Annotated in this window: 25 protein-coding genes and 1 pseudogene; 13 read left to right on the plus strand and 13 right to left on the minus strand. The window is 72.2% G+C overall.

Annotated elements, in window-relative coordinates:
* Positions 1-34: 34 nt before the first annotated feature.
* On the minus strand, positions 35-280 hold the full coding sequence (locus OG730_RS01405; protein WP_327302360.1) for a hypothetical protein: 246 nt from the start codon (positions 278-280) through the stop codon (positions 35-37).
* Positions 281-537: 257 nt separating this feature from the next.
* Between OG730_RS01405 and OG730_RS01410 the strand changes: the two genes are divergently transcribed.
* The gene (locus tag OG730_RS01410) at positions 538-1,578 is read left to right on the plus strand and encodes a vWA domain-containing protein (RefSeq protein ID WP_327302361.1); all 1,041 of its coding nucleotides are present in this window, start codon (positions 538-540) and stop codon (positions 1,576-1,578) included.
* 77 nt (positions 1,579-1,655) lie between these two features.
* On the plus strand, positions 1,656-2,618 hold the full coding sequence (locus OG730_RS01415; protein ID WP_327302362.1) for an alpha/beta fold hydrolase: 963 nt from the start codon (positions 1,656-1,658) through the stop codon (positions 2,616-2,618).
* A 23-nt stretch (positions 2,619-2,641) separates the two neighbouring features.
* On the opposite strand, the gene OG730_RS01420 is transcribed toward OG730_RS01415, so the two are convergent.
* Positions 2,642-3,034 carry a YciI family protein gene (locus tag OG730_RS01420; protein WP_327302363.1) on the minus strand — a complete coding sequence of 131 codons (393 nt, stop codon included), beginning with the start codon at positions 3,032-3,034 and terminating at the stop codon, positions 2,642-2,644.
* A 154-nt stretch (positions 3,035-3,188) separates the two neighbouring features.
* The gene (locus tag OG730_RS01425) at positions 3,189-3,725 is read right to left on the minus strand and encodes a hypothetical protein (RefSeq protein WP_327302364.1); all 537 of its coding nucleotides are present in this window, start codon (positions 3,723-3,725) and stop codon (positions 3,189-3,191) included.
* A gap of 201 nt (positions 3,726-3,926) precedes the next feature.
* On the opposite strand from OG730_RS01425, the gene OG730_RS01430 reads away from it, so the two are divergent.
* Both OG730_RS01430 and OG730_RS01435 read left to right on the plus strand, forming a co-directional pair.
* Positions 3,927-4,511, plus strand: a complete 585-nt coding sequence (locus OG730_RS01430) for a hypothetical protein (protein ID WP_327302365.1) — start codon at positions 3,927-3,929, stop codon at positions 4,509-4,511.
* Between the two features lie 95 nt (positions 4,512-4,606).
* On the plus strand, positions 4,607-5,059 hold the full coding sequence (locus OG730_RS01435) for a hypothetical protein (protein WP_327302366.1): 453 nt from the start codon (positions 4,607-4,609) through the stop codon (positions 5,057-5,059).
* Between the two features lie 280 nt (positions 5,060-5,339).
* On the opposite strand, the gene OG730_RS01440 is transcribed toward OG730_RS01435, so the two are convergent.
* Positions 5,340-6,092, minus strand: coding sequence for a class I SAM-dependent DNA methyltransferase (locus OG730_RS01440; protein WP_327302367.1), 753 nt, complete (start codon positions 6,090-6,092; stop codon positions 5,340-5,342).
* Positions 6,093-6,287: 195 nt separating this feature from the next.
* Between OG730_RS01440 and OG730_RS01445 the strand changes: the two genes are divergently transcribed.
* Positions 6,288-6,884: a hypothetical protein gene (locus OG730_RS01445; protein ID WP_327302368.1), complete on the plus strand. Its 597-nt coding sequence runs from the start codon at positions 6,288-6,290 to the stop codon at positions 6,882-6,884.
* Here the strand turns inward: OG730_RS01445 and OG730_RS01450 are convergent.
* The 5 genes from OG730_RS01450 to OG730_RS01470 all read right to left on the minus strand — a co-directional run bounded on the left by OG730_RS01450 (position 6,881) and on the right by OG730_RS01470 (position 11,812).
* Positions 6,881-8,461, minus strand: a complete 1,581-nt coding sequence (locus tag OG730_RS01450; protein ID WP_327302369.1) for a multicopper oxidase family protein — start codon at positions 8,459-8,461, stop codon at positions 6,881-6,883. The genes OG730_RS01445 and OG730_RS01450 overlap by 4 nt on opposite strands.
* An 81-nt stretch (positions 8,462-8,542) precedes the next feature.
* Positions 8,543-9,109, minus strand: a complete 567-nt coding sequence (locus OG730_RS01455; protein ID WP_327302370.1) for a 2'-5' RNA ligase family protein — start codon at positions 9,107-9,109, stop codon at positions 8,543-8,545.
* Positions 9,110-9,169: 60 nt separating this feature from the next.
* Entirely contained in the window at positions 9,170-10,567 is a 1,398-nt protein-coding gene (locus tag OG730_RS01460) for a M1 family metallopeptidase (RefSeq protein ID WP_327302371.1), read from the minus strand.
* A 57-nt stretch (positions 10,568-10,624) separates the two neighbouring features.
* Complete coding sequence (locus OG730_RS01465) at positions 10,625-11,104, minus strand: DUF3515 family protein (protein ID WP_327302372.1); 480 nt, start codon at positions 11,102-11,104, stop codon at positions 10,625-10,627.
* Positions 11,105-11,158: 54 nt separating this feature from the next.
* Positions 11,159-11,812, minus strand: a complete 654-nt coding sequence (locus OG730_RS01470) for a lysophospholipid acyltransferase family protein (RefSeq protein WP_327302373.1) — start codon at positions 11,810-11,812, stop codon at positions 11,159-11,161.
* 206 nt (positions 11,813-12,018) lie between these two features.
* Between OG730_RS01470 and OG730_RS01475 the strand changes: the two genes are divergently transcribed.
* Positions 12,019-12,471 (plus strand): ribosomal maturation YjgA family protein, encoded by a 453-nt coding sequence (locus OG730_RS01475; protein WP_327302374.1) that lies wholly within the window; start codon positions 12,019-12,021, stop codon positions 12,469-12,471.
* A 40-nt stretch (positions 12,472-12,511) separates the two neighbouring features.
* Here OG730_RS01475 and OG730_RS01480 read toward each other — a convergent pair whose 3' ends face one another.
* From OG730_RS01480 to OG730_RS44215, 3 genes and pseudogenes are all read right to left on the minus strand, one after another.
* Complete coding sequence (locus tag OG730_RS01480) at positions 12,512-14,095, minus strand: serine/threonine-protein kinase (protein ID WP_327302375.1); 1,584 nt, start codon at positions 14,093-14,095, stop codon at positions 12,512-12,514.
* Positions 14,096-14,200: 105 nt separating this feature from the next.
* Positions 14,201-14,929, minus strand: a complete 729-nt coding sequence (locus OG730_RS01485; protein WP_327302376.1) for a DUF4232 domain-containing protein — start codon at positions 14,927-14,929, stop codon at positions 14,201-14,203.
* A gap of 325 nt (positions 14,930-15,254) precedes the next feature.
* Positions 15,255-15,368 (minus strand): annotated as a pseudogene (locus OG730_RS44215) (RuBisCO large subunit C-terminal-like domain-containing protein); the annotation flags it as partial.
* On the opposite strand from OG730_RS44215, the gene OG730_RS01490 reads away from it, so the two are divergent.
* The 7 genes from OG730_RS01490 (at position 15,318) to OG730_RS01520 (ending at position 24,624) form a co-directional block, all read left to right on the plus strand.
* Positions 15,318-15,893 carry a DeoR/GlpR family DNA-binding transcription regulator gene (locus tag OG730_RS01490; RefSeq protein ID WP_327302377.1) on the plus strand — a complete coding sequence of 192 codons (576 nt, stop codon included), beginning with the start codon at positions 15,318-15,320 and terminating at the stop codon, positions 15,891-15,893. The pseudogene OG730_RS44215 and the gene OG730_RS01490 sit on opposite strands and share 51 nt — an antisense overlap.
* A 128-nt stretch (positions 15,894-16,021) precedes the next feature.
* Positions 16,022-17,506, plus strand: a complete 1,485-nt coding sequence (locus tag OG730_RS01495; protein ID WP_327302378.1) for an aldehyde dehydrogenase family protein — start codon at positions 16,022-16,024, stop codon at positions 17,504-17,506.
* Positions 17,507-17,520: 14 nt separating this feature from the next.
* Positions 17,521-19,086 (plus strand): GMC family oxidoreductase, encoded by a 1,566-nt coding sequence (locus tag OG730_RS01500; RefSeq protein ID WP_327302379.1) that lies wholly within the window; start codon positions 17,521-17,523, stop codon positions 19,084-19,086.
* The gene (locus OG730_RS01505) at positions 19,083-20,228 is read left to right on the plus strand and encodes a quaternary amine ABC transporter ATP-binding protein (RefSeq protein ID WP_327302380.1); all 1,146 of its coding nucleotides are present in this window, start codon (positions 19,083-19,085) and stop codon (positions 20,226-20,228) included. The genes OG730_RS01500 and OG730_RS01505 overlap by 4 nt, the downstream gene beginning before the upstream one ends.
* A gap of 185 nt (positions 20,229-20,413) precedes the next feature.
* Complete coding sequence (locus OG730_RS01510; RefSeq protein ID WP_442815166.1) at positions 20,414-22,297, plus strand: ABC transporter permease subunit; 1,884 nt, start codon at positions 20,414-20,416, stop codon at positions 22,295-22,297.
* Between the two features lies 1 nt (position 22,298).
* The gene (locus OG730_RS01515) at positions 22,299-23,282 is read left to right on the plus strand and encodes an ABC transporter substrate-binding protein (protein ID WP_327302382.1); all 984 of its coding nucleotides are present in this window, start codon (positions 22,299-22,301) and stop codon (positions 23,280-23,282) included.
* A gap of 286 nt (positions 23,283-23,568) precedes the next feature.
* On the plus strand, positions 23,569-24,624 hold the full coding sequence (locus OG730_RS01520) for a helix-turn-helix transcriptional regulator (RefSeq protein ID WP_327302383.1): 1,056 nt from the start codon (positions 23,569-23,571) through the stop codon (positions 24,622-24,624).
* Here the strand turns inward: OG730_RS01520 and cynR are convergent.
* Entirely contained in the window at positions 24,609-25,520 is a 912-nt protein-coding gene (gene cynR / locus OG730_RS01525) for a transcriptional regulator CynR (protein ID WP_327302384.1), read from the minus strand. The genes OG730_RS01520 and cynR overlap by 16 nt on opposite strands.
* Positions 25,521-25,614: the final 94 nt, after the last annotated feature.

Raw genomic sequence — 25,614 nt, forward strand, 5'->3', positions numbered from 1 at the left:
GCCGCCCCCGCGCGCCGGCCGGGGCCGGACGGTCCTAGTTGGCGCCGAGGTGGCCGCCCTTGACCCACTCCGCCTCGCCGTCCTTGGCGCAGGAAGAGGTGTAGGCGGGGCCGAACGGCGCCGGGACGGCGGCGGCGGAGGAGCAGTTGGACGAGAAGGCCTTGTGGCCGCCCGAGAAGTAGTCGATGTCGACACCGTCGTTGGCCAGGGCCGCGCCGGCGCCGCCGAGCAGGATGCCGGCGGCGAGGACGGAAGCGGTGACGGCGGAGCGAATACGCATTGGTTCCCCTAAGGACTCAAGGATCTGGCGACGCTCCCATGGACGGACGCGTCAGCCGATTCAACGCCCGGCGGGGCCGACAGGAACGACCGTTCACTCGAACGCCACTGGCGTAACGTTTCGACACGTCACATGACGCGTCGCGCGGCCCCATTCGGCTCCGGGCGGGGCCCCTCGTCCGGGCTCGGACCCATGATCGATTGTCAGTGGCGGGTGAGACGGTAGGAGCATCCAGTCGGAAACGAGGGGGAGCTTCCATGTCCGGAAACCAGAACTACATCAACCACGTCGCTCTTGTGTTGGACGCCAGTTCGTCCATGTCGCACCTGAGCCGCAAGGTCGTCGATGTGGCCGACCAGCAGATCGCGTACCTGGCCCGCCGTTCGGGTGAGCTGGACCAGGAGACCCGCGTCACGGTGTACGTCTTCGCGGACAAGGTGGAGTGCGTCGTCTACGACAAGGACGTGCTGCGGATGCCGTCGCTGAAGCAGCTGTACCGGACCGGCGGCATGACCGCACTGCTGGCGGCCTCGCTGAAGTCGCAGCGCGAGCTGGCGCAGACCGCCCAGCTGTACGGCGACCACAGCTTCCTGACGTTCGTGCTGACCGACGGCCAGGAGAACGCCAGCCACCGCTCCCCGGACGCCCCCGCGAAGGATCCGCGCGCACTGGTGAAGGCCGTGGCCGAGATGATCGAGAAGCAGGAGGACAACTGGACGCTGGCCGTCCTGGTGCCGGACCAGATGGGCAAGCGGGAGGCCATGCAGTGCGGCTTCCCCAAGGAGAACATCGCCATCTGGGACGCCACGAGCACGCAGGGTCTGGAGGAGGCCGGGCAGGTCATCAAGGAGGCCACCGAGAAGTTCATGGTGGGCCGCGCCAAGGGGATCCGGGGATCGCGGGCGGTCTTCTCCACGGGCGCGGAGGTGGTCAACAAGGACACCATCGAGGCGGCCGGTCTCACGCCGGCGGATCCCTCCGGGTACCAGCTGATCCCGGTGGCGCGCGACGCCGCGATCCGGGAGTGGGTCGTCGAATCCGGGCACACCTACAAGACCGGTGGCGCGTTCTACCAGCTCAGCAAGCCGGAGAAGATCCAGGCGAAGAAGCAGATCGCGGTGCTGGAGAAGAAGACGGACCGGGTGTACACGGGGCCGCAGGCCCGGGCCCTGCTCGGCCTGCCCGCCGTGGAGGCGCGGGTCAAGCCGGACCACAACGACGAGTTCACGATCTTCGTGCAGAGCACCAGCGTGAACCGGAAGCTCGTATCGAACACCCGGCTGCTGCTGATGGTCTGACGCCTAGCGTCCCCGCCCCGCACCCCTCGCACCGGGCCCGGATGGCGGGCCGAAGGGGAGCGAGGGAGCCTGGGGGTATGCGTTGGCGTGTGCCAGGGGCGGCGGTGGCCGCGGTGGCCGCCGTACTGCTGGCGGCCGCCGCGCCGCCGCCCGGCGGTGATGACACCGGGCAGCGGGTGGACATCGGCGGCGGGCGGAGCCTGTACCTGCGCTGCTCGGGCTCCGGAAGTCCGACCGTGGTGCTGCTCGCCGGGCTGCACGAGGCCTCCGACCCGTGGTCCCTGACCGACACCGCACCACCCGTGCCGAAGGCCCCGGCCGTGCTGCCGGGAGTCGCCGCGTTCACCCGGGTGTGCACCTACGACCGGCCGGGGACCATCCGCTACACGGAGCCACCCGAGCTGACGGACCGCAGCACGCCCGTGCGGGGTACCCGGGCCCTGCCGGCCATGGTCCAGGACCTGGACCGGGTACTGACGGCCGGGCACGTGCCGGGTCCGTACCTTCTGGTAGGGCACTCCTTCGGCGGGATGCTGGCGCTGCGCTACGCGCAGGAGCACCCGGAGCGGACGCGCGGGCTCGTCCTGGTCGACGCGCTGGGACCGGCGCTGAAGCCCGCGATGGGGGCGGACTGGGCGGCGTACGTGGAAGCGCTGCGGCATCCCGGTACGCCCTTCGACGCCGATCCGGACTTCGAGCAGGTGGACATCGAGGGCGGGGTCACCGCCCTCGACCGCGGCGGACCGCTGCCCCCGGTTCCCGTCGCGGTACTCAGCAAGACCGAGCCCTTCGCCGTACCGCCCACGATGTCCGGGGATCTGGTGGCGAAGCTGGAGAAGGCCTGGCCCAAGGCGCAGCAGGCCCTGGTGGGCCTGCGGCCGCAGACCCCGCACCTGCTGGCGACCGGGAGCGACCACTACGTCCAGATCCACGACCCGGACCTCACGATCGCGGCGGTCCGCCTCGTCGCGGACCGGGCCTCGCCCCCGCCGGGGACGGCCCCGCCCTCGGCCCCGCCCCCGCCCTCGGCCTCGCCGTAGCGACGTGGTCGAGGGCACCCGGCTCAGGCCTGGGTCGGGTCTCCGGGGATCGGGTGCACCTCGACCGGGTCACCGCCGGGCTTCCCTCCCGGGCCGGGACAGGCCGAGGCGCGTGCGGCGATCTCCAGGGCCCGGTCCTCGCTCTTGACGTCGACCAGCCAGTACCCGGCCAGGACGGTTCCCTCGTAGGCCGGCCCGTCGGTCACCTGGGGCTTCCCGTCGCTTCCGGCGCGTACCGTCTTGGCCAGCGAGGGGCCGCCGAGACCCTGTCCGTCCACCCATTCGCCGGCGGCGGTGATGTCCTCGTTGAGGGCGTTCATGTGGGCGAACATGGCCTTCATGTCGTCCTGGGAGTACGACGACATGATGGCGTCCCACTCGGCGGCGGGCACGTTCATCTGGATCATGTACTTCATCTTCTTCACCCTTCCGGGGCGGCTTCCGGGGTTCCGGTCTCTCACAGGGGTAGACAGCCGGTCGCCGCGAAACTCATCGGCCTCCCGGCACCAGATCACGGAAATCCCGTGCTCGCCCCCGGGGCACCCCTTCCGAGGGACGGGGCGGGGTCCGTCACTCCCCTTCGGCCCCGGCGAGAGCGTCGGTGATCAGACGGGTGGCGAAGTCGGGGTCGCCCGTCATGCGGTTGATGTACTCCGCGAGGAGGAAGGCCGTGGCCTCCAACGGGTTCATCTCCGCCTCGGTCCACTCCCCGTACTGCTTGCGCCACAGATTGGGGCTCAAGCCGGTGCCCGCGGCGATGACGAGGCCCGCCATGGTGGGAATGGCCTCGGGGCGCACGCTCCTGGTCATCATGCGCAGCGTGGCGACGATGTTCGGCACGACGTACTCGATGACGTCCTTGCCGTGCTCCTCGTGGGCCTTGCGCAGCCAGATCATGAACATGTAGATGAGCGTGCACGCCCCGTCCAGCAGGTCGTCGGCTTCCCTGGGGCCGAGCGAAGAGGCGTACTGCTCGATCAGCGCCTGCTGTTCGGGGTCCGTCCCGGTCTTGCCGTCGTGAATGCCCTTGAGTCGAGAATCGATCATCAACAGCGCCGCGCCCACATCACCCGCGGGAGCGTGCTCGGGTTCGTACTGCGATGCCACAGGATTCCTCCACAGGTCGCCACGATGGACGGCTCGCCCTGCTCGGCACACTAGACGGCCCGAGCGTCCGCGACCCCCCGCTTGGCTTTCCGTCACGCCCAAGTGCGATGTCCGTCGGGCCCTCACCCCTCCGGAGCCCGCTCCGAGTTCACGCACCCACCCGCGTCCACCCGCCCGGACCCGGGGCCGGAGAATGTGCCCATGACCGCAGAACTCGGCGCCGTACTGCCGCGCCGCCGCACGGGGGAAGAACCCCTCCACCTGGACGGCTCCGCCCACGGCAACCTGCTCGGCTTCTGGGCGTGGGCCTATTCGGGACTCGTCGGCAACACGCTCCGCGGAGCGCTCGCCGAGTACATCGTCGCGCTCGCGCTCGGGGTGGCCGACCAGGGCACTCGGGTGGACTGGGACTCGGTGGACATCCGCGTGCCCGGCGGCCCCAAGGTCGAGGTCAAGTCGTCCGCCTACCTCCAGGAGTGGGGCCAGGCCAGGCTGTCCGCCATCACCTTCTCCATCGCTCCCGCGGAAGGCTGGGACACGGTCACCGGGGCGATCGACCCGGCCCGCCTGCGCCGCGCGGACGTGTACGTCTTCTGCCTCCTCAAACACCAGGACAAGAAGACCCTGGACCCCCTGGACCTCACACAGTGGTCCTTCTACGTCCTCCCGACCTCCGTCCTCGACGAGCACAGGCCCGGCCAACGCACCCTGAACCTCGCCTCCTTGCTCAGCCTGGACCCGGTTCACACCGACTTCGCCGGTCTGCGCGCCGCCGTACTCCACTGATCAGCGGGACCGGAAGCCCGGCCCCTCGCGGCCCCGCCGTGTGAGGATGCGGCCAAGACGACTTCATGATCGGCGAGTTGAGGAGCCCCATGCGGATGCGGATACGAACGAGCCCGCCCGTTGACGACCGCGCCGCCCCCCGGGTGCCTGCGGGAAGACTCGCCGGCCTCTCCCTGATCGTCGGCTGCGCTCTGCTCCTGACGGCCTGTACGGAGCGGGAGGGGACCGCCGCGCCGGTCAGACCGACGGTGACGAGTACGGCCGCGCCGTCGGCCGCCCTGGCACTGGCACTGGCCGACCGGTATCACCGGGCGGGCGGCGACGAGAGCGTGTACGCCATCCAGCGGGAGGCGGGTCCCGACGAGGCCCCGCTCCTGATCCTCCGGACCACGCACACCGATTCGGGCCACGCACTCTTCGAGCAGCAGCGGGACTCCGTCCTCTCCTACCTCACCCGGTCCGAGCAACTCTCCACGTCCGAGGGCTACCTGATGGACGTGTTCGGCGCGCACGGGGCCCTGCTCCACCGCTGGGACGCCCGCTCCTAGGCCGTTTCTTAGCGATCACCTCGCGGCCCAGATGTGGATGGCCGCGAGGTGGAGGGCCGCCTGGTAGACAGTCGCGGTCTTGTCGTAGCGAGTGGCCAGGATTTCCCGCTCCCCGGGATGCCGGTCAGTAGAACGGCCCCGGCAGCCGGCTCGCGATCGACGGGCACCAGATCCAAGCTCATACGACTTCTCCAAACACAAACGATCAAGGCCTCGAGGGTACGCGCTGCCCCTGATGCGCCGAATCGGCGACCCCTTGATCCACTTTCGGCACACGCCCCTAGAACTCGGGCGGCTTGCGCCACACGGAGATGTGCTTCGCGGAGTCCTGGGTGAACGGCGCCCCGTCCCAGTCCGCGACGCGATGTTCCTTCTCCAGCCCGGCGATCCGTGCCATCAGGTCGAGCTCCGCCGGCCACGCGTAGCGGTGCCGGGAGTTGTCGCGGCGGTAGCGGACGTCATCGCCGTCGCCTTCGCGGGTGAAGTGGTGCGATACGAGGATCTGCTCGACCAGGTCGAAGGTGTCGAAGCCGAGGTGCTGCTCGGAGACGTCGAACGGCACCGCGACCTGGCCGGGCGGCAGGAACCGCAGCGGCGGCACCCCCAGCTCGATGACGAACCGGCCGCCGGGCTCCAGATGGCGTGCGGCGTTGCGGAAGCACTCGATCTGCTCGTCCTGCGTGAGCAGGTTCGTGATCGTGTTGTAGACGAGATAGACCAGGGTGAACGTGCCGGGGACGACCGTGGTGGCCATGTCGCCGATGACCACCGGGAGCGTGTCCTCATCCACCTTTCGCCGCAGCACCGCCGCCATGTGCCCGGACAGCTCGATGCCCACCACCGGCACGCCGCGCTCCCGCAGCGGGACGCCCACCCGTCCGGTCCCGATGGCGAACTCCAGGGCCCGGCCGTCTCCGGCGAGCTCCGCGAGGAAGGCGAGGGCCGGTCCGAGAGCGGCGGCCGAGGACGTCTCGGCCTCCTCGGCGTCATAGCGGTCGGCGGTCGCGCGGGTCCACAGTTCACTGCTCGTCACGGGCGGCAACTCTGCCCGGCGACGAGGGGCACTGTCGACGCATTTTCCTCCCGCCGGCGGCGACACCGGCCCGAACGCCCCGCGCAACCCGCCCACCGGAGCCAAGGACGCCTACCTCACCGCGCTACCGACCGCCATCGCCCCCACCCCGGCGTCCCCTTTAGGCTGCGCGTCATCCACATCGTTCGGGGGATCATGAACTTCAGTCGATACCGCAGACCGTCGGCCTTTCTGCTGCTGACGGCGGGAGTCGTCTTCGGCGGCGCGGCCGTAGCCGGATTCGAGGCGGGAGGCGAGGGCGCGCTGGTCCTGCTGCTCCGGCTCCGCGAACACCTCCTTCTTCTGGGATGGCTCGCCGTGGCCGCGGTGACCGGGGCGCTCCTGTTGGGACTGGCGAAGTCATCCGCCCTGCGCATGCCCCTGGTCGTCGCGGTGCTCGTCACCGGCGTCCCCCTGCTGCTCTTCGGGGGCTTCGTCTCCACACTGTTCGGGGGTTCGGACACTGTGTTGAGCACCGAATCGGCCCCGGGCCGCAGCGACCGCCACCTGGTCGTGACGGCACGGAGCGGAAACCTCGACCCGGTGTGGTGCGTCTATCTGCACCAGGGGAACCCACCGCGGGAACGCCGATGGACGGTCGGCTGCTTCAACGGCGACGCCGAGGACAACTCGCTCAGGGAGACCGTGTGGGCGGCTCCCGACCGGATTCGCATGACCACCGAGGAAGGCGAGGTCCACGAAGTGACCATCGCCCCGGGCGGTCGGCCCGATCGGTTCGTCTCCGTCGGTTAGTGGTGCGCGCCCGCGTGCTGGTGTGTGCCGGGGGCGGACGGGAGCTTGGCGGGCGGCGGCGAGCCGCCCGGATCTGTCACGGTGAACTGGCCCATCATGCCCTCGTCCTCGTGGTAGAGGAGGTGGCAGTGGTACATGTACGGGGTGTCCGGGTCGGCGGGGCCCTCGAACCGCATGGCTATGCGGACCGTCGTGCCGGACGGGATGAAGACGGTGTCCTTCGGTCCGCGCAACGACGGTGGAGGGGCGGCGCCGTTGATGTCGAGCACGCGGAACTGGACGTCGTGGACGTGGAAGTTGTGCGGCATGCCGTCGTCGTTGCGCAGGGTCCAGGTCTCGGCCGTGCCGCGGGTGACCGTCTCGTCCACCCGGGACATGTCCATCTTCCGGCCGTTGATGCCGGACATCTTGAGGTCGAAGAAGCGGCCGCGTACCGAGTCCTCGCCGGTGGGGAGCGTCGAGGGTGGTGTCAGCGTCCGCGGCAGCTCGGCCGACGGTCGCAGGGTGGGGGCTCCGCGCAGTTGCATCACGTCGAAGGAGTCGTCGCCGCCCCCGAAGCGCTGGTTCCAGAAGTCCAGCCCGGCGTCCAGGGGATGGGAGCGCAGGACCGTCCGCTCGCCCGGCCGTACGCGTACGACGATCTCCGCGCGCTCCCCCGGCGACAGCCGCAGGCGGTCGGTCGGGTGCGGGGCCTCGAGGAGGCCGCCGTCGGAGGCTATCTGCCGGAACTCCCGGCCGTCGTCGAAGCCGAAGGTGTAGACGCGGGCGGTGGAGGCGTTGAGCAGGCGCAGCCTGACCAACTCGTCCCGGACGGTGACGTACGGGTCCAGCGTGCCGTTGACCATCGTCCGGTCGCCGAGGAAACCCACGTTGCGCATCAGCTTGTGGCCGTGGTCGAACTTCGCGCCGTCGAAGGACACGTCCTGGACGATGACCGGGATGTCGTCGACCCCATAGGTCTTGGGCAGGGGCAGGACCGCCGACCGCTCGTCGTCCAGGAGGAACAGCCCCGCGAGTCCGCGCTGCACATGTGACTCGGTCGCGCCGTGCGGGTGCGGGTGGTACCAGAGGGTCGAGGCCGGCTGCTCGACCGTCCACTCGGGGGTCCAACTGCCGCCCGCCGGAACCGTCTGGTGCGGTCCGCCGTCCATCGCGGCGGGCAGGTGCATGCCGTGCCAGTGGACGGACGATGCCTCGGGCAGGGCGTTGGCCACCTTCACCCGGACCTTCTCCCCCTTCGCCGCGCGGAGCGTGGGACCGAGGTGGCTGCCGTTGAACCCCCAGGTGGGGGTCTTGCTCCCCGGGGTGAACTCGGTTTCTCCTGCCCGCATCCGCAGGTCGAAGACGCGTGTTCCGTCGGCCTCCACCGTGGACGCCGCGAGGGGCGGCACGGCGAGGGCGTTGCGGAAGTCCACCGCGCCGACGGTGGACACCTTGGCTCCGGTGTAGAGCCAGGTGAAGAGCACCCCGATGACCAGCGCGAAGGCCGCGGCCAGCGAGCAGAGGATCAGCAGCGCCCGCTTCCAGGGCGCCATCCGGCGCCTGCCGCCGGTCCCGTTCTTCCCGTTTCTCCACATGGGAACGACGCTACGGACGGTGCGGGCGCCGGACATCGGGGAGCGACCCGGGTCCGACCCCGACCCCGCCCCCTAGATCGTTCAGGGGCGGTGTCGGGGTCGGGGCGCGGGGTCGGCGAGCGCGAACGATGCTCGTACCCGCCACTTCGTGCCGTCGTGGACCATCAGCTCGACCGACGAGACGCGGGAGGTGAGGGGGAGCCCGTCGCCGAGGTCGGACTCGATCTCGTCCAGGACCGCGTCCTGCTGTCCTTGAGCGATGGTCAGGTGCGGCACGATCTCGGCGAACCGGCCGCCGTACGGCGGAGCCTCGGGCCAGCGCTCGGCGATCGCCTCCGTGAGCCGGATCAGCGGCGCGGCGGGTTCCGGCACGAGGTACGAGACCTCCGGGAGTCGTCCGCACCGCTCGAACCGCAGGTCGAAGGCCTGGTGGCTGCCCAGAACCTCCGCCAGGCCGGCGTGGACGAGGGGATCGATCCGGCTCTCCTCCAGGAACGGGAAGAGCACGGTGACGTGTGCGGGAACCCCGGCGCGGGCCGACGGGTCCAGCCGTTCGCGCCACGCGCGGACGGCCGGCTCCGCCTCCGGGATCCTGACGATCAGACCCGTCTGCCCGGCCTGGAACGTGCTGTTGCCGTCATCTGCCATGACACGGGATGATGCCACCGGAAGATCCTTTCGCGCCCCCGGATTTCGTCTCGGACCTCGTCAGTTGATCCGGTGTTCCGCCCAGAACGGGGTGAGGTCCCGGGCCGTCGCCGCCTGGGCCGCGCGCTTGAAGTCCGAGGTGGTGGAGACCCCCAGCCAGTGATCGCGGACGTAGCCGCGCAGCATGGCCGCCATCGCCGGGGCGCCCAGAGCGCGTTCCAGGTCGTGCAGGGCGCAGGAGCCGCGGTGGTAGACGACCCGGACGTACTCCGAGCGGTGACCGTCCGCGTAGTAGGACATGGGGCGGGTCAGGGCGGCCGTGTCGCTGGGCCAGGCGCCCCGGTCCTCCCAGCAGGTGGTGGTGTCCATGCCGTAGTACGACTGGTTCGCGTACTGGGCGAAGCTCTCGTCCAACCAGGGATCGGCGAACTGGTCGTTGCCGACGATGCCGTAGAACCACTGGTGGGCGATTTCGTGGACCGCGCCGGACCCGTCCGATTCGGTCCACAGCAGGACGAGGCCCGGGAACTCCATGCTGCCGAAGTCGTCGAGGTTCTCGCTCATGACGAGGTCGAGCTCACCGTACGGGTAGTGTCCGAACCGCTTCCCGAACTCGTCGACGGAGCCGACGCCGTCCTTCAGGGCCAGGGCGACACCCTCGGGCGGGGTGGCAGCGGTCCAGTAGGCGTTCAGCCGTACTCCGCCGGGCGTGGTCACCGTCTTCGACAGGAAGGGGCCCGCCGCCCACGCGAAGTCCCGTACCCCGTGCGCGACGCTGGTGGTGACCGTGCGGCCGGGCGCGCCCGCGCGGCGGGTGGTCGTGCCCGTCGCGGGGACGACGAGCGCGCTGGGGTGGTCGAGGACGACGCGGAAGTCGCCGGTCAGGGTGTGGAAGCTCTCGCCGAAGCCGACGTCCGGGTCGAGGTGGCGGCCCTGGGCGTCGCGAACGGACAGCAGGGGCAGCGCGTTGCCGAGGTAGCGGTGCGCGCCGTCCTTGCCGAAGCGGTGGACGCGGTCCGGGACGGTGAGGGCCACGTCGAAGGAGATGCTGGCCCGGGCCCCGTACGGGAGCGGCGCGGGCAGGTCGATCCGCAGGGCGGTGCAGTCCACGGTCAGCGGTCGCGCGGTGCCTCCGGTGACCGCGCCGACCCGGACCGGGGACGGCGCCTCGGGGGCTGCGCAGCCGTCGGCGCCGTTGCCCCACAGCCGGACGTCGACCGAACGCAGCGCAGTACGGGCGGAGTTGCGGAAGGACACCGTCTGGCGGCCGGTCCAGTGCGAGCCGTCGGCGTCGCCGCGCAGCGACACCTCGTAGGAGGGGCGGTCGGGCGTCGCCGCCGACGCGGGCGCGGGGCCCTCGGGCGCCGTGGGGCTCTGGGCGGCGGCCGTCTGGGGCACGCAGAGCATGACGGATGCGAGGGCGAGCAGCAGGGCCCGCCGAATCCTGAGCGAGATCATGACCGGCACGCTAGAACGTCCGTACGGGCGGACGGGCGTGTTCCAGGGCAACCGCCCTCAGGTCTCGCCCAGCCCGATGCACTTCGACTGCTGGGGAAGGTCCCGTACGGCCTTGTCGACGACGGCCAGGGCGTCCCCGGCGAGCTGGTCGGACTCGGTGAACGCCACCTCCACCGCGGGGATCCGTCCGTACGTGGTGAGCACCCGCGGCCCCGCGCGCCCGGCTCGCTCTTCGTCGAGGACCCAATCGGTGCCGTTGACGTTCATGCAGGTGTTGACCGTGGGGGCAAGGGGCTCGACACCGCAGCGCAGCACGATGGCGCCACCGCCCCAGCTCGCGGCGCCGGCTCCCTCGACCGAGTCGCGCTCCTCCCCGAGCAGTTCGTCGGGAAGCCGCGCCAGGACCCGGCGGCACTGGGGATCGGCGGCGAAGGGACCCGGCTCGACGGATCGTGCGCCGGTCAGGGCGTAGGTCCCGACGGCCACGAGCCCCAGCGCCCCGAGACCGGTCAGGACGGCCCGCTGCTTCCGGTCCACTTCGCTCTCCACACCGACTGGCCGCACTCCGCTCGCAACGGCACTCCGATGACCCTACCCAGTCGCGCCGGCGAGACCGGACAGTGCGGTGTGCCAGGCCGAGGTGACCGCCCCGTGGGCCGCGGCCGTTGCCTCGGGCACGCCGTCCGGCAGGAACAGGGGCGCGCCCACGTGGACGTGTACGCGCGGCCGGCGGACCGGGGCCGTGAGGACTCCGGCGAGCTGTTTGGCCGTCGTCCCGGAACTCACGCGGCGCACGCCCGCCTGACCGACGGGTCGGACGGGTGCTCCGGTGGCCAGGGCGAGGCGGGCCAGGCCGCTGCGGAAGGGCAGGGGCGCGGCTTCCCCGGAGTCGCGGCGGGCGGGAATCCCGCCTTCCCCGTACATCAGCACGCACCGGCCCGCCGCCAGCGCCCCGGCGGCGTCGGCGAGCGAACCCGCCGCGTGAGCCGTTCCCCGGCGGACCGGTACGTGCCCTTCCCGGGCGAGCGCCCCGCCCAGCACCGGGATCCGCCACAGCCCGGCCGTGGCCATGATCACGGGGTCGACGCCGAGCCGGCGCAGGGCGGCGACCACGATGACGGGGTCGGCCAGGCTGGTGTGGTTGGCGGCCAGGATGGTCCCGCCGGCCACCGGGCCCGACACGTCCTCGGACACGGTCATCCGCCCGAACACCGGAGCCAGGACGGCGGCGACGTGGCTGATCATGGAATGGAACCTCCGGGACGGGGGGTGCGTCTTCGTGACCTCAGCCTGTCGGCCGCGGGGCGGTCCGTCATGAGTCGCGCTACTCAAGCGGCCTGGGTACGTGGTCCGCTCCGCCCTCCGCCCTCCGCCCTCCGCCCTCCGCTCCGCGACGGAGGCGGGAGCGGACCCGGAGCAGGTGGGCGACGCGCGTCTGGCAGGGTGGTCCCGTGACCACCTCCGTGCCCGCAAGCCGTGCCCGGGCCCTGTCGGGCCGGACCCGTACCCGTCTCTCGGCGGCCGGGGCGGTGGTCGTGACCGTCGGCGCGGGGTTGGGGCTACGGGTCGTGGCCACGGGGAGCCTCGCCAAGTACGGCGGAGACGCGCTGTACACCGTGCTGGTCTTCGCCCTCGTGGTGGCCGCCGTGCCACGGGTGACGGCACGGCGGGCCGCCGTCGTTGCTCTCGCGGTGAGTTGGGCGGTGGAGTTCCTCCAGCTCACCGGGGTGCCGGCGGAGCTTTCCCGGCACAGCGTGCTCGCCCGCCTCGTCCTCGGGTCCACCTTCAATCCGCCCGACCTGTTCTGGTACGCGGTCGGCGCCGCGGCCTGCTGGCTCGGCCACATCGCGGCGGGCGGCCTGTCGGCACGGCCCGGTCGGAGGTTCGGCGTCGGTCAGGTCTGAGCGTTCGGGCCGACGGCGGCGGCGTTCCCCTCCCCGGCCGCTAGCGGCTGCGGGTCAGTGTCCCGGGGGCGCCGGCCGACTGGGCCCCTTCGGTCTCCAGGGTCAGCCGGTCGGGCTCCGCCAGGGTCAGCACGTAGAGGTTGCCCTTGGGGCAGTCGAAGGTGGCCGCGGGGTCGGTCGGATGGCTGGTCACCGCGGCGAAGACCGACCTGTCCCCGCTCGTCTGCCGCAGTTCCAGGGCCTCCGTGCACCCCAGGTTGCGCCCCGAGGCGACCTCCTTCACATCGCTGACCTGCCGGCCCACGAGGTCTCCGACGGAACCCGGGTTCAGCGTGACCTTGACCGAGAACTCGCCCGTCCTGGCCCGCGTGAATCCGTCGGCGTCGGGGGTGCCCGGTCCCGTGCCGGTCCACGTCCCGACCCACGACTGGGGTATCGCCGCGGACGGGGCGGACGGTGGGGCCGAGCTCGCCCCGGCTCCCGCGCCGCCTCCGTTCCCGTCTCCGTTCCCGCCTCCATTCCCGCCTTCGTTTCCGTTCCACGGCATCTTGATCACGAGGGTGGCCGCCATGACGAGGACGGCCGCGGCAGCCGCCCCGGCCGCCCGGGGCACGCGTCGTGGCGCGCCGGGAAGGGCAGCGGCCGGCGTCGGCGTCACGGCGAACGCCGGGGGCGGCGTCGGCGGAACCGGCGGCATGGGGGCGGGCACGGGGAGCGGCTGGGACTCCGCCAGGGCGCGGGCGAGTCCGGCCTCGCGGTGGGTGACCTCCGCCGCCAGCGACGGCGGTACCGCCGCGCTCCACGCCTCCCCCACCGCGCCGATCCGGGCCAGTACCTCCTCGGCGGTCGGGCGCTCCCGCGGCGTCTTGGCCAGGCACTCCCCCAGGAGGGAACGGAGCCCGTCCGGAACGCCGTCGAGGGCGGGCTCGTCGTGCACGATCCGGTAGAGGAGGCCGGGGAGTGCCGGCTCCTCGCCGTCGGCCAGGAAGGGGCTGCGGCCGGTCGCCGCGTAGACGAGTACCGCGGCGAGCGAGAACACGTCCGCCGGGGCCTCGGCCACGGCTCCGGTCGCCTGCTCCGGCGCGAGGAAGCCGGGCGTGCCGATGACCGCTCCCGTACGGGTGTGGCGCGGGTCGTGCACGGCGCGCGCGATGCCGAAGTCGATGAGGAAGGGCCGCTCCCGGCCGAGCAGCACGTTCCCCGGCTTGATGTCGCGGTGCACCACACCGGCCGCCCGTACGGCCGCGAGCGCGGCGAGGAGTTCCCGGGTCAGGCTCCACAGGGCCGGCCCGGTCAGCGGTCCGTGCCGGTGCACCCACTCGCCCAGGGAGGGCGCGGCGACGTACTCGGTGGCGAGCCACTGGGGGGACGCCCCGGGGGCGCTGAAGTCCACCACCGAGACCGTCCAGGCGGACCGTACGCGGTCGTTGGCGCGGATCTCCCGCGCGAACCGGTCGACGAAGGCGGGATCCCGGCTCAGTTCCCGGTGGACGGTCTTCAGGGCCAGCGGCCGGCCGGACGCCGTACGGGCCAGGAAGACCTCGCCCATGCCTCCCTCGCCGAGCCGTGCCAGCAGGCGGTACCCGCCGATCTCCGGCGGGTCGCCGGGCCGCAGTGACTCCACCGACTCCCCCTGTCCACAAGGCCGTTGTCCGCGCGCGTGGGCGCGCGGACGGCCGGTGGGGTCACTTTAGAGGACTGCGGCGACCGTTCGGGGGGGGCCGGATCGTCAGGAGGACATGATGAAGCGCAGGGCCAGACCCTGGGCGGTCATCCAGTGGGTGACCTTGGCGAAGTCGTTCCAATACACCATGTCAACGCCGGGGAAGGCGACCTTGATCGGCTCGCCCTTCTTGCTCCCGGGCTTGGTGTCCTGGAGCTGGACGGTCATGGTCTTCGCCGTGTCCTCGTCCATGGGGCCGTTCAGGAGCAGTGCGGCGTGCGTCTGCTTGCCCGGAGCGATGGTGTCGTACGGCGTCCCGGGCGTCGGGGCGCTCTCCTTGATCTCGGGGACCGGAAGCCGGGCGTCGCCGAGCTGGATGAGGGGGTAGCGGTAGACCTGGCACGGCTTCGTGCTGGTGTTGGTGAGGGTGAGGAGGATGTGCCGGACGGCCTTGCCGACCTCGTCCTCGGTGCTGGAGGTGATCGTGACGTCGCCCGGGGCACAGAGGGCGACGGAGCCGCCGCTGCCACCGGTGCCGGTCGGTGCCGGGGTCGGCTTCGTCGAGGGCGTGGCGCCGGGCTTCGGCGTGCTCGGGGAGGCGGTCACGCTCGGGGTGCTCGGGGCGCCGGACGTGCTCGGCGTGGCCGGGGCGCTCGGCCGGGCCGTGGGCTTGCCGTCGCCCCCGTCGTCCCCGCTGGGCGAGCACGCGGTGGTGGCCAGCAGGGCGGTGACCGTCGCGGCCCCGAGGACGCAGTACTTCCAGCCCCGGTGACTCGTGCGGGCGGCAGTGTTCATGGTGTTCCCCCGTTTTCGGCCCTGTACGGCCGCTGTCGACTCCCGATGTACCGGCGCCACGGCCGGCCTGCATGAGCGGATTTCCCGTATCCGATGCGTCTCAGACGCCTGTTACAGAGCAGGGACAAGAACGGCACGCTTCGGTCCCGAAGACCGGCCGGCCGGGGGCGCCGGCGACAGGGCCGTGCCCCCGGTCCTCGGACGGCTACGCGCCGACCCGGAGCAGGTCGCGGCAGCCCGGGTAGAGCTTGTCGGCGGCGTCGGCGAAGGAGGCGAAGGCGCCCGTCAGCTTTGGGAGGTCCTGGGCGTACTCCACCGGGCCGATGCCCCGCTGCCAGGCGTCCTGCGCCTGGCGCAGCGACTTCGCGCCCGCCGTACCTCCGTCACGGTGGCCGACGGCCCCGCCTCCCGAGCGGCCCCGTTGGTGACTCCTGGCCAGGCGGTGCCGCTCGACGACAGCACCACCCGCCTTCGCCTGATGCGGGAGTTCGCCGCCCGGACCCCCCTCACCGTGATCACCGATTCGCTGCCCGCGATCACGGCCCTCGCCGAGGAGCCCGGGGTCTCACTGTCGACGACGGCCGTCACCCGGGGCCGCTGCTGCCACACCTCGCCCGAGACCGTTCAGGTGAAACGGGCGATGATGGCCGCCTCGGCGCGGACCGTACTGCCGGCCGATCACACGAAGCTCACCCGCGACGGGATGTACGCGCTGACGTCCCTCCGCGACTTCGACCTGCTCGTGGTGGACGAGGGACTGCCCGAGCGGGAGGTACGGGCCCTCCGCGGCATGGGGACGGAGGTACTCGTCGTCCCCGCGCGCGGGGACGGACTGACGTACCGGGGCTTCCGCACGGGCGCACAGGTGGTTGACCGCCGCTCGATTCGCCTGGACGCGGCCGCCCGCGAGGTCCGGCGGACGACCAGTGCAAATACGCCCCGATCTGTCCCATATCTCCCCTAGGTGACGGCGAGTGACTCCCGTCACTTCCAGTGACGGATGGGACATAGCTTCCAGGAACCCGGGCAAGCGGGCACGAGCACCACCACCGCGGGTAAGCCGCGGTGCCGGAATCGGAGGTACAACGAGTCGTGTCCGAGCAGACGACCATCCACATCGCCGGGACCTGGCGTTCCGCGGTAACAGGAGCCACCCGGGAGGTCCTCGACCCGGCGGATGCCACGGTCCTCGCCGTCGTCGCCGAGGGCGGCACCGCGGACACCGACGCGGCCGTCAGCGCCGCCCGCGCGGCCTTCGACGGCGGGGAGTGGCCCCGGACCCCCGTCCTGGAGCGCGCCGCCCTGCTGCGCCGCACCGCCGACCTGCTCCACCGCGACCGCGAAAGCCTCGGGCTGCTGGAGAGCCGCGACGCGGGCAAGACCCTGGAAGAGGGCCGCGTGGACGTGGACTGCGTCGCCGACGCCTTCCGCTACTTCGCCGACCTCGTCGCCGGAGAGAGCGCGGGCCGCGTGATCGACGCCGGCACCCCCGACGTCCACAGCGTCGTCGTGCACGAGCCCGTCGGGGTCTGTGCCCTGATCACCCCGTGGAACTACCCCCTCCTCCAGGCCTCCTGGAAGATCGCTCCCGCCCTCGCCGCGGGCAACACCTTCGTGCTCAAGCCCAGCGAGATCACCCCGCTGTCCACGGTCGCCCTCATCGGCCTGCTGGCGGAGGCCGGTCTCCCGGCCGGCGTCGCGAACCTGGTCACCGGCCCCGGCGAGCCCGTCGGCGCGCGCCTCGCCGCCCACCCCGACGTCGACCTCGTCTCCTTCACCGGCGGTCTCACCAGTGGTACGAAGGTGATGCGCGCGGCCGCGGACTCCGTCAAGAAGGTCGCACTCGAACTCGGCGGCAAGAACCCCAACGTCGTCTTCGCCGACGCCTGCGCCACCGACGAAGGTTTCGACACCGCCGTCGACCAGGCCCTCAACGCCGCCTTCATGCACAGCGGCCAGGTCTGCTCCGCCGGCTCCCGGCTCATCGTCGAGGAGAGCGTCGCCGAACGCTTCGTCGCCGAACTCGCCGGCCGGGCCGACCGGATCCGCCTCGGCCGCGGCACCGACCCGGGCGTGGAATGCGGGCCGCTGGTGTCCGCCGCCCAGCGCGAACGCACCGAGGAGTACGTGGCCTCCGCCCTCGCCGAGGGAGCCGTACTCCGCTCCGGGGGCGAACGCCCCGACGGGCCGGGCTACTTCTACCGGCCGACGGTCCTGGACCGCTGCCACCGCGGGATGCGCGTCGTACGGGAGGAGGTTTTCGGGCCGGTCCTGACCGTCGAGACCTTCCGTACCGAGGCCGAAGCCGTCGCGCTGGCCAACGACACCGAGTACGGGCTCGCCGGCGCGGTGTGGACCTCCGACCCGGGCCGCGGCCGCCGCGTGGCCGGCCGGCTGCGCCACGGCACCGTCTGGATCAACGACTTCCACCCCTACCTCCCGCAGGCGGAGTGGGGCGGCTTCGGCAAGTCCGGCATCGGACGCGAACTGGGCCCGTCCGGCCTGGCCGAGTACCGGGAGTCCAAGCACGTGTACCAGAACCTCGCCCCGCGCCCCGTGCGCTGGTTCGCGGGCTGAAGGAGGAGCAGAGCATGACGACCCCCACGCACAGCCCCGCCCACACCCCCACGGAGCAGGAGTACGACTACGTCGTCGTCGGCGGCGGCACCGCCGGCTCCGTGATCGCCTCCCGCCTCACCGAGGACCCGGCCGTCACCGTCGCCGTCATCGAGGGCGGCCCCAGCGACGTCGGCCGCCCCGAAGTCCTCACCCTGCGGCGCTGGATGGGCCTGCTCGGCGGCGAGCTCGACTACGACTACCCCACCACCGAGCAGCCCCGTGGCAACTCGCACATCCGCCACAGCCGCGCCCGCGTCCTCGGCGGCTGCTCCTCGCACAACACCCTCATCGCCTTCAAGCCGCTCCCGTCCGACTGGGACGAGTGGGCGGAGTCCGGAGCCGAGGGCTGGCACTCGGCCGCCATGGACCCGTACTTCGACCGGCTCCTCAACAACATCGTCCCGGTGGACGAGAAGGACCGCAACGCCATCGCGCGCGACTTCGTCGACTCCGCGCAGAGCGCCCTGGGCGTCCCGCGCGTCGAGGGCTTCAACCGCAAGCCCTTCCACGAGGGCGCCGGCTTCTTCGACCTCGCCTACCACCCCGAGGACAACAAGCGCTCCTCCGCGTCGGTGGCCTACCTCCACCCCGTCATGGACGAGCGCCCCAACCTCACGATCCTCCTGGAGACCTGGGCCCACCGTCTGGAACTCGACGGCACCCGGGCGCGCGGGGTCCGCGTACGGTCCTCGGACGGTACGGAGTCCCTGGTCACCGCCCGCCGCGAGGTACTGGTGTGCGCCGGCGCGGTGGACACCCCCCGGCTGCTGCTGCACTCGGGGATCGGCCCGCGCGCGGACCTGGAAGCCCTCGGCATCCCCCCGGTGCACGACCTGCCCGGCGTGGGGGAGAACCTGCTCGACCACCCCGAGTCGGTGATCGTCTGGGAAACCGACGGCCCGATACCGGAGAACTCCGCGATGGACAGCGACGCGGGGCTGTTCGTCCGGCGCGACCCCGAATCCGCCGGACCCGACCTGATGTTCCACTTCTACCAGGTCCCCTTCACCGACAACCCCGAGCGCATCGGCTACGAACGGCCCGCGCACGGTGTGTCGATGACCCCCAACATCCCCAAGCCCCGCAGCCGCGGCCGCCTTTACCTGACCAGCGCGGACCCCGAGGTGAAACCGGCCCTGGACTTCCGCTACTTCACGGACGAGGACGACTACGACGGCCGGACCCTGGTGGACGGCATCAAGCTCGCCCGCGAGATAGCCGCGACCCAGCCGCTCGCCGGCTGGCTCAAGCGAGAAGTGTGCCCCGGCCCGGAGATCACCGGCGACGAAGAGCTGAGCGCCTACGCCCGCTCCGTCGCGCACACCGTCTACCACCCGGCCGGCACCTGCCGGATGGGCGCCGCCGACGACCCCGGCGCCGTCGTGGACCCGGACCTGAAGATCCGCGGGCTCGAAGGCATCCGCATCGCGGACGCCTCCGTCTTCCCCACGATGCCCGCGGTCAACCCGATGATCGGAGTGCTCATGGTCGGCGAAAAGGCAGCCGAACTGCTGGCCCTCGAAGGCGGTACCCGGTGAACACGACCCCTGCTGTGAAGACCACCCCCGCCGCACCCCCCGTCTTCGCCGTGGACGGCCTGTGGAAGGTCTTCGGCCCCGGGAAGGCGGCCGCGAAGGTCCCCGGCTCCGCCGGCGCCGACCTGTCCGCCGCCGAACTGCGCGAGCGCACCGGCTGCACCGCCGCCGTCCGCGACGTCACCTTCGACGTCCGCAAGGGCGAGGTCTTCGTCGTGATGGGCCTGTCCGGCTCCGGCAAGTCCACCCTCGTACGCTGCCTCACCCGGCTCATCGAGCCCACCGCCGGAAGCGTGGCCATCGACGGCGAGGACGTCCTCGCCATGGACGCCTCCCGGCTGCGCGACCTTCGGCGCCGCCGCGCCGCCATGGTCTTCCAGCACTTCGGCCTGCTGCCGCACCGCTCCGTACTCGACAACGTGGCGTACGGACTGGAGATCCAGGGCGTCGGCCGCGCCGACCGCCGGGACAAGGCCGCCGAACTCGTCGCCAAGGTCGGCCTCGAAGGACTCGAGGAACGCCGCCCCGCCCAGCTCTCCGGCGGCCAGCAGCAGCGCGTCGGCCTGGCCCGCGCCCTCGCCGCCGACCCCGAAGTGCTCCTGTTCGACGAACCGTTCAGCGCACTCGACCCCCTCATCCGCCGTGAGATGCAGGAGGAGGTCGCCCGGCTCCACCACGAGGAGGGCCGCACCATGGTCTTCATCACCCACGACCTCGCCGAGGCCCTGCGCCTGGGCGACCGGATCGCGCTGATGCGCGACGGCCGCATCGTGCAGCTCGGCACGCCCGAGGAGATCGTCGGCTCGCCCGCCGACGACTACGTACGGGACTTCGTCCGCGACGTCCCCCGCGAACAGGTGCTCACCGTCCGCACCGCGATGCGCCCCGCCACCGCGGGCGAGGCCGAACAGGGACCCGCGCTGAACCCCGCCACCACCGTGGTCGAGGCCATCCAGGCCGTCGCCCGCAGCGGCGGCCCGGTCCGCGTGGTCGACCACGGCCGCTGCCTGGGCGTCGTGGACGACGCGGGGCTGCTCGCCGTCGTCGCCGGGCTCCCGGCCCCCACCGGACGGGGGGGTGGCGGCATGACCCGCCCCGCCCGCCCCGCGCCCACCGTCCCCGATGCCCGGAGGTGGTGCGCATGACCGCGACCCCGACCCATACCCCGACCGACGCCCGCGCCGACGCCCGCGACAACACCCCTTCGGAAGCCCCGCAGTCCGCCGAAGGGACCGCCGGCCCGCGTCACTCGCGTACCGCGTCCGCGCAGCGGGACCGCCCCCGCAGAACCCTGCCCGGCCGCGCCGGGCGCCGGGGAGTCCTCCTCCCGATGGGCGTCGCCGTCGCCCTGCTGATCCCGCTCGCCGTGGCCTTCCCGGGCGCCGGCAGCTGGCCCGCGGCCCTGGCCGTCGACCTGTCCGGCCCGCTCGGCCGCGCCGGCGACTGGATCATCGACCACCGTGACAACCACCCGCTGTTCCTCTACTTCTTCGGCCACATCAGCAACGCCGTCGTGGTGTCCGTCCGCGCCGTGTACGTGCTCCTGCTGGCCGCCGGCTGGACCGGGGTCACCGCCCTGGCCGCCCTGGTCGCCTGGCGCCTCGCCGGCATCCGGCTGGCCCTGACCTGCGCCGCCGCCTTTGCCGCCTGCGGACTGCTCGGCATGTGGGTGCCGACCATGCAGACCCTGGCGCTGATGGCCGTCGCCGTCGCGGCCTCCGTCGTACTCGGCGCCCTGCTGGGCCTCGCCGCGGGACTCTCCCCGCGCGCCGACCGCGCCCTGCGCCCCGTACTCGACACCATGCAGATCCTGCCGGCCTTCGCGTACCTGCTGCCGATGGTGCTGGTCTTCGGCATCGGCGTGCCCGCCGCCGTCCTCGCCACCGTGGTCTACGCCGCCCCGCCCATGGCCCGCCTCACCGCCCTCGGCCTGCGCGAGGCCGACGCGGGAGTCATGGAAGCCGCCGCCTCGCTCGGTGCCACCGGACGCCAGCGACTGCTGACCGCCCGCCTTCCGCTCGCGCGCCGACAGCTCCTGCTCGGCGTCAACCAGGCCATCATGACGGGCCTGTCCATGGCCGTCATCGCTTCCGTGATCGGCGCGGGCGGCCTGGGCGACCGCGTCTACCAGGCCCTCGCCTCCGTGGACGTCGGAGCGGCCCTGGCCGCGGGCATCCCGATCGTGCTGCTCGCCGTGGTGCTGGACCGCACCGCCGACGCCGCGGGCCGCCGGATCGGCGCCACCGTGCCCGTCGGCGAACAGGACCTGCTGCGCCGGGTGTTCTCGGGCTGGTACGGCCTCCTCCTCACCCTCCTCGCGGCCGTGGCCGCCGCCGTCGCCGGGCGCATCGCCGGCAGCAGCCTGTGGCCCGAGTCCTGGACCGTTTCCCTCGCCGCCCCGGTGAACTCGGCCGTCGCCTGGATGACCGACCACCTCTACTCCGGCGTCCCCGTCGTCGGCGGCACCGCCGACTGGGCCGCCCGCTTCACCGGCTGGATCCTCGACCCGCTGCGCGGCGGACTGCAGGCCGCCCCCTGGTGGCTGCTCCTGCTCGTGGCCGCCGCTCTCGCCCTGCTCGCGGGCACTTGGCGCACCGCACTCACCGCGGTCCTCGCCCTGGGCGCCGTCGGGGTGCTCGGCGTGTGGGAAGCCTCCCTGGACACGCTCTCCCAGGTCCTGGCCGCCGTGGCGGTCACCCTCGTACTGGGCTTCGCGATCGCCGTGGGAGCCGCCCGCAGCGCCCGCGCCGAGCGGCTGCTGCGGCCCGTCCTCGACGTGTGCCAGACCCTGCCGCAGTTCGTCTACCTCATCCCCGTGGTCGCGCTGTTCGGCGTCGGCCGCGCACCGGCCGCCGCGGCCGCCGTCGTGTACGCGCTGCCGGCCGTCGTCCGGATCACCGTCCAGGGCCTGCGCGAGGTGGACCCGACCGTTGTCGAATCCGCCCGCTCGCTCGGCGCGACCCGCTCGCAGCTGCTCCGTCAGGTCCAACTGCCCCTGGCCCGGCCGGCGCTGCTGCTGGCCGTCAACCAGGCCGTGGTCCTGGTCCTGGCCGTCGTCATCATCGGCGGCCTCGTCGGCGGCGGCGCGCTCGGCTACGACGTCGTCCTCGGCCTCGCCCAGGGCGACCTGGCCACCGGCCTGGTGGCCGGCGCCGCGATCGTCTGCCTCGGCCTGCTCCTCGACCGCGTCACCCAGCCCGTGAAGGAGGCCTGACATGCGCGACGCAACCCCCCTCACCCTGCGCGGCCGACGCGGCGCGGCCGTCCTCGCCGCCGCGACCGGACTCGCCGTCCTCACCGGCTGCGGGGCCGCCGACATGACCCGCCAGTCATCCCCGTACGCCGCCGCACAGGGCGCGAAGACCGTCACCCTCTCCGTCCAGTCGTGGGTCGGCGCCCAGGCGAACACCGCCGTCGCCTCCTACCTCCTCGAACACGAGCTGGGCTACCGCGTGGACACCGTCCAGGTCGACGAAGTCCCCGCCTGGGACGCCCTCAGCCAGGGCCGCGTCGACGCGATCCTGGAGGACTGGGGCCACCCCGAGCAGGAGAAGCGGTACGTAGAGGGCAAGAAGACCATCACCCCCGGCGGGGACCTGGGCGTGACGGGCCACATCGGCTGGTTCGTCCCCACGTACTTCGCCGAGGCCCATCCCGACGTCACCGACTGGAAGAACCTCGACAAGTACGCCGACCAGCTGCGCACCCCCGAGAGCCGCGGCAAGGGCCAGCTGATGGACGGCTCCCCGTCCTACGTCACGAACGACAAGGCACTGGTGAAGAACCTGGGCCTGGACTTCGAAGTGGTCTTCGCCGGCTCCGAGGCGGCCCAGATCACCCAGATCAAGCAGTTCGCCAAGGAGCACAAGCCCTTCCTGACGTACTGGTACGAGCCGCAGTGGCTCTTCGAGCGTGTCCCGATGACCGAGGTGAAGCTCCCCGAGTACACCGAAGGCTGCGCGGACGATCCGCAGAAGGTGGCCTGCGCCTACCCGAACACACCGCTGCAGAAGTACCTGAACACGCGCTTCGCGGAGTCGGACGGAAAGGCGGCCGGCTTCCTGAAGAAGTTCCACTGGACCAAGGCGCAGCAGAACGAGGTGTCCCTGATGATCGCCGAGGAGAAGCTGCCGCCGCAGCAGGCGGCGAAGAAGTGGGTGGAGCGCAACGAGAACGTGTGGAAGCCCTGGGTGGAGTGACCGACCCCGCCCGTCGCGGCCGGCCCCGCACGACCGTCTCGCCGGATCGGGAGCCCCCCACCCCCGTGGGGGGACTCCGCTCCAACCACCGTTTTCGTGACGCCCGTTCGGTGCGGGGACGGTCTCCACGCTAGCGCCGGGAGGATCACCTCCCCCAGGGCCGTACGTGCCAGCAAGGGGACCTACCGCGCCACGGGGGGGGGACCCTGCGGCGCCGTGTCGGGGTCTGCAGGTCGCCAACCCCCGGGATGACCTGGTACTTCACGCTGGACTACGCTCTGCCCCTGTGGTTTCGCACGCACATCAGGGGACGACCTCCTCCGCCCTCGCCCGTCTGACCGTCGCCGTCGCGCGGCTGGTCGGCATAGGCCCGCACGGATACGCGCACCTGCTGGGCATGGCGCCCCACCACCTCAACGACGATCTGTGCCGCACCCCTTCGGCCACGGCCATCCGGATCGCGGAGCTCACCACGGTGCACGCTCCCTGGGCCGAGATGTCCGTGCTGCTGGCGCGGGAGTCGGACATCGGCGCCCTCGGGGTCTGGGACTACCTGATCACCTCCGCGCCCACTCCGCTCGAAGGGATCCGGGACGCCGCGGCCCATTTCGCCACCGTCGCCGACCCCCTGACGGACGGCATGCGGATCACCGAGGACGGCGAGCACGTCACCATCGGACACGACAATCGGGCCGACATCACCCACGAGGCGGCCTGCGGCATCCGCGGCTACGCCCTCGGCCTGTACCGGCGCCGGCTCGGCGAAGCCGCGGGGCGGCGCCTCGTTCCCCTGCGCGTCTCCCTGGCCGCCAAGGCACCCGCGCGGCACGAGGCCCTGGTCGAGCTCTACGGCACCCGGCGCATCGAGTTCGAGGCCCCGGCCAGTTCGATCACCTTCCGCACCGCCGACCTGGACTCCCCGGCCCCGCACGCCCAGCCCGGGCTGTCGGCGGTGCTCCGCCGGCACGCCGAGCAGCACCTCGCGAGCGCGATCCCGCTGCACGACTGGCCGGCCCTGTTCCGTACCGCCCTGGCCTCCGCCCACGACGAGGGCGCGCCGACCCTGTCCTCGGTGGCCCGGCGGATGGCCCTCAGCGCGCGCACCCTCCAGCGCCGCCTCGAGGAGCACGGCACGACCTGGAGCGAGGAGGTCGAGACCCTGCGGCGGGGGCACATCGCCCGGCTGCTCCACGACACCGACCTCAGTGTCGACTCGATCGCCGCCCGGAGCGGTTACGCGGATGCCCGCGCGCTGCGCCGGGCCGTCAAGCGCTGGTACGGGACGACGCCCGGCGCCCTGCGCCGCACCGGGCGCGGCGTCGACGCTCAGGCCGGGGTGTAGCCGCGGGCCCGGACGTGGTCGTGTGCGAGCCGGGTGAACGCGCGGGCGGCGGCGCTCCGGTAGGCGTTCTCGCGTCCGAGGAGGGCCACCGTGCGGGTGGGCAGGGGCGGTTCGAGGGGGACCGGGGCGAGGTGGGGGTGGTCCTCCGTGACCGCGTCGGGCAGGACGGTCGCGAGGTCCGTGCGCCGGACGATTTCGGTGAGGGTCTGGACCGAGTTGGCCTCCACCGCGATGCGCGGACGCACCCGGTGGCCGGCCAGGTAGGCATCGATGTGCCCGCGGGTGGCGAAGTCACCGCTCAGTAGTACTAGTTGACGGTCCGCCAGGGCGGCCACGGGCAAGGGGTGGAGTGACTGCGGGCGCTCGGCGGGGCGGGCGGCGGTGACGAGGCCGAGGGTCTCGGCGTACAGCGGGGTCGCGGTGATGCCGGGCAGGTGCGGGCCGTCGAAGCCGATCCCCAGGTCGAGCTCATCGGCGAGCAGGCCGGTTTCGATGCGGTCCTGGGCCATGTCCTTGAGGTCCAGGGTGATGCCGGGATGGCGGGCGTGGAGCTCCGCCGCCAGTGGCCCGACGAGGTAGGCGGTGAAGGTCGGCGTCACCGCCAGCCGGAGGTGGCCCCGGGAGAGGTCGGCGACGTCGTGGACCGCACGTTCGGCGGCGGCGAGGTCGCGCAGGGCCCGGCGGGCGTGGTGGACGTAGGTTTCACCGGCGTCGGTGAGGCGGACGCCGGCGCGGCCGGTGCGGTCCAGGAGCTGGACGCCGAGGGTGCTTTCGAGCTGCTTGACCTGCTGGGACAGGGTCGGCTGGGAGATCCGCAGCTCTTCGGCGGCGCGGGTGAAGCCGGCGTGTTCGGCGACGGCGAGCAGGTAGCGCAGGTGACGGAGTTCCAGGGCCATGGAGTCCAGTATAGATGTCATCTATAGGAGACATGGGTAATGCGTCTTGGACGCTATAGGTGCAGGTCGTGCATGGTGGATCTCGTCGGCCCCA

The sequence above is a fragment of the Streptomyces sp. NBC_01298 genome, from assembly GCF_035978755.1.
Taxonomy (GTDB): Bacteria; Actinomycetota; Actinomycetes; order Streptomycetales; family Streptomycetaceae; genus Streptomyces.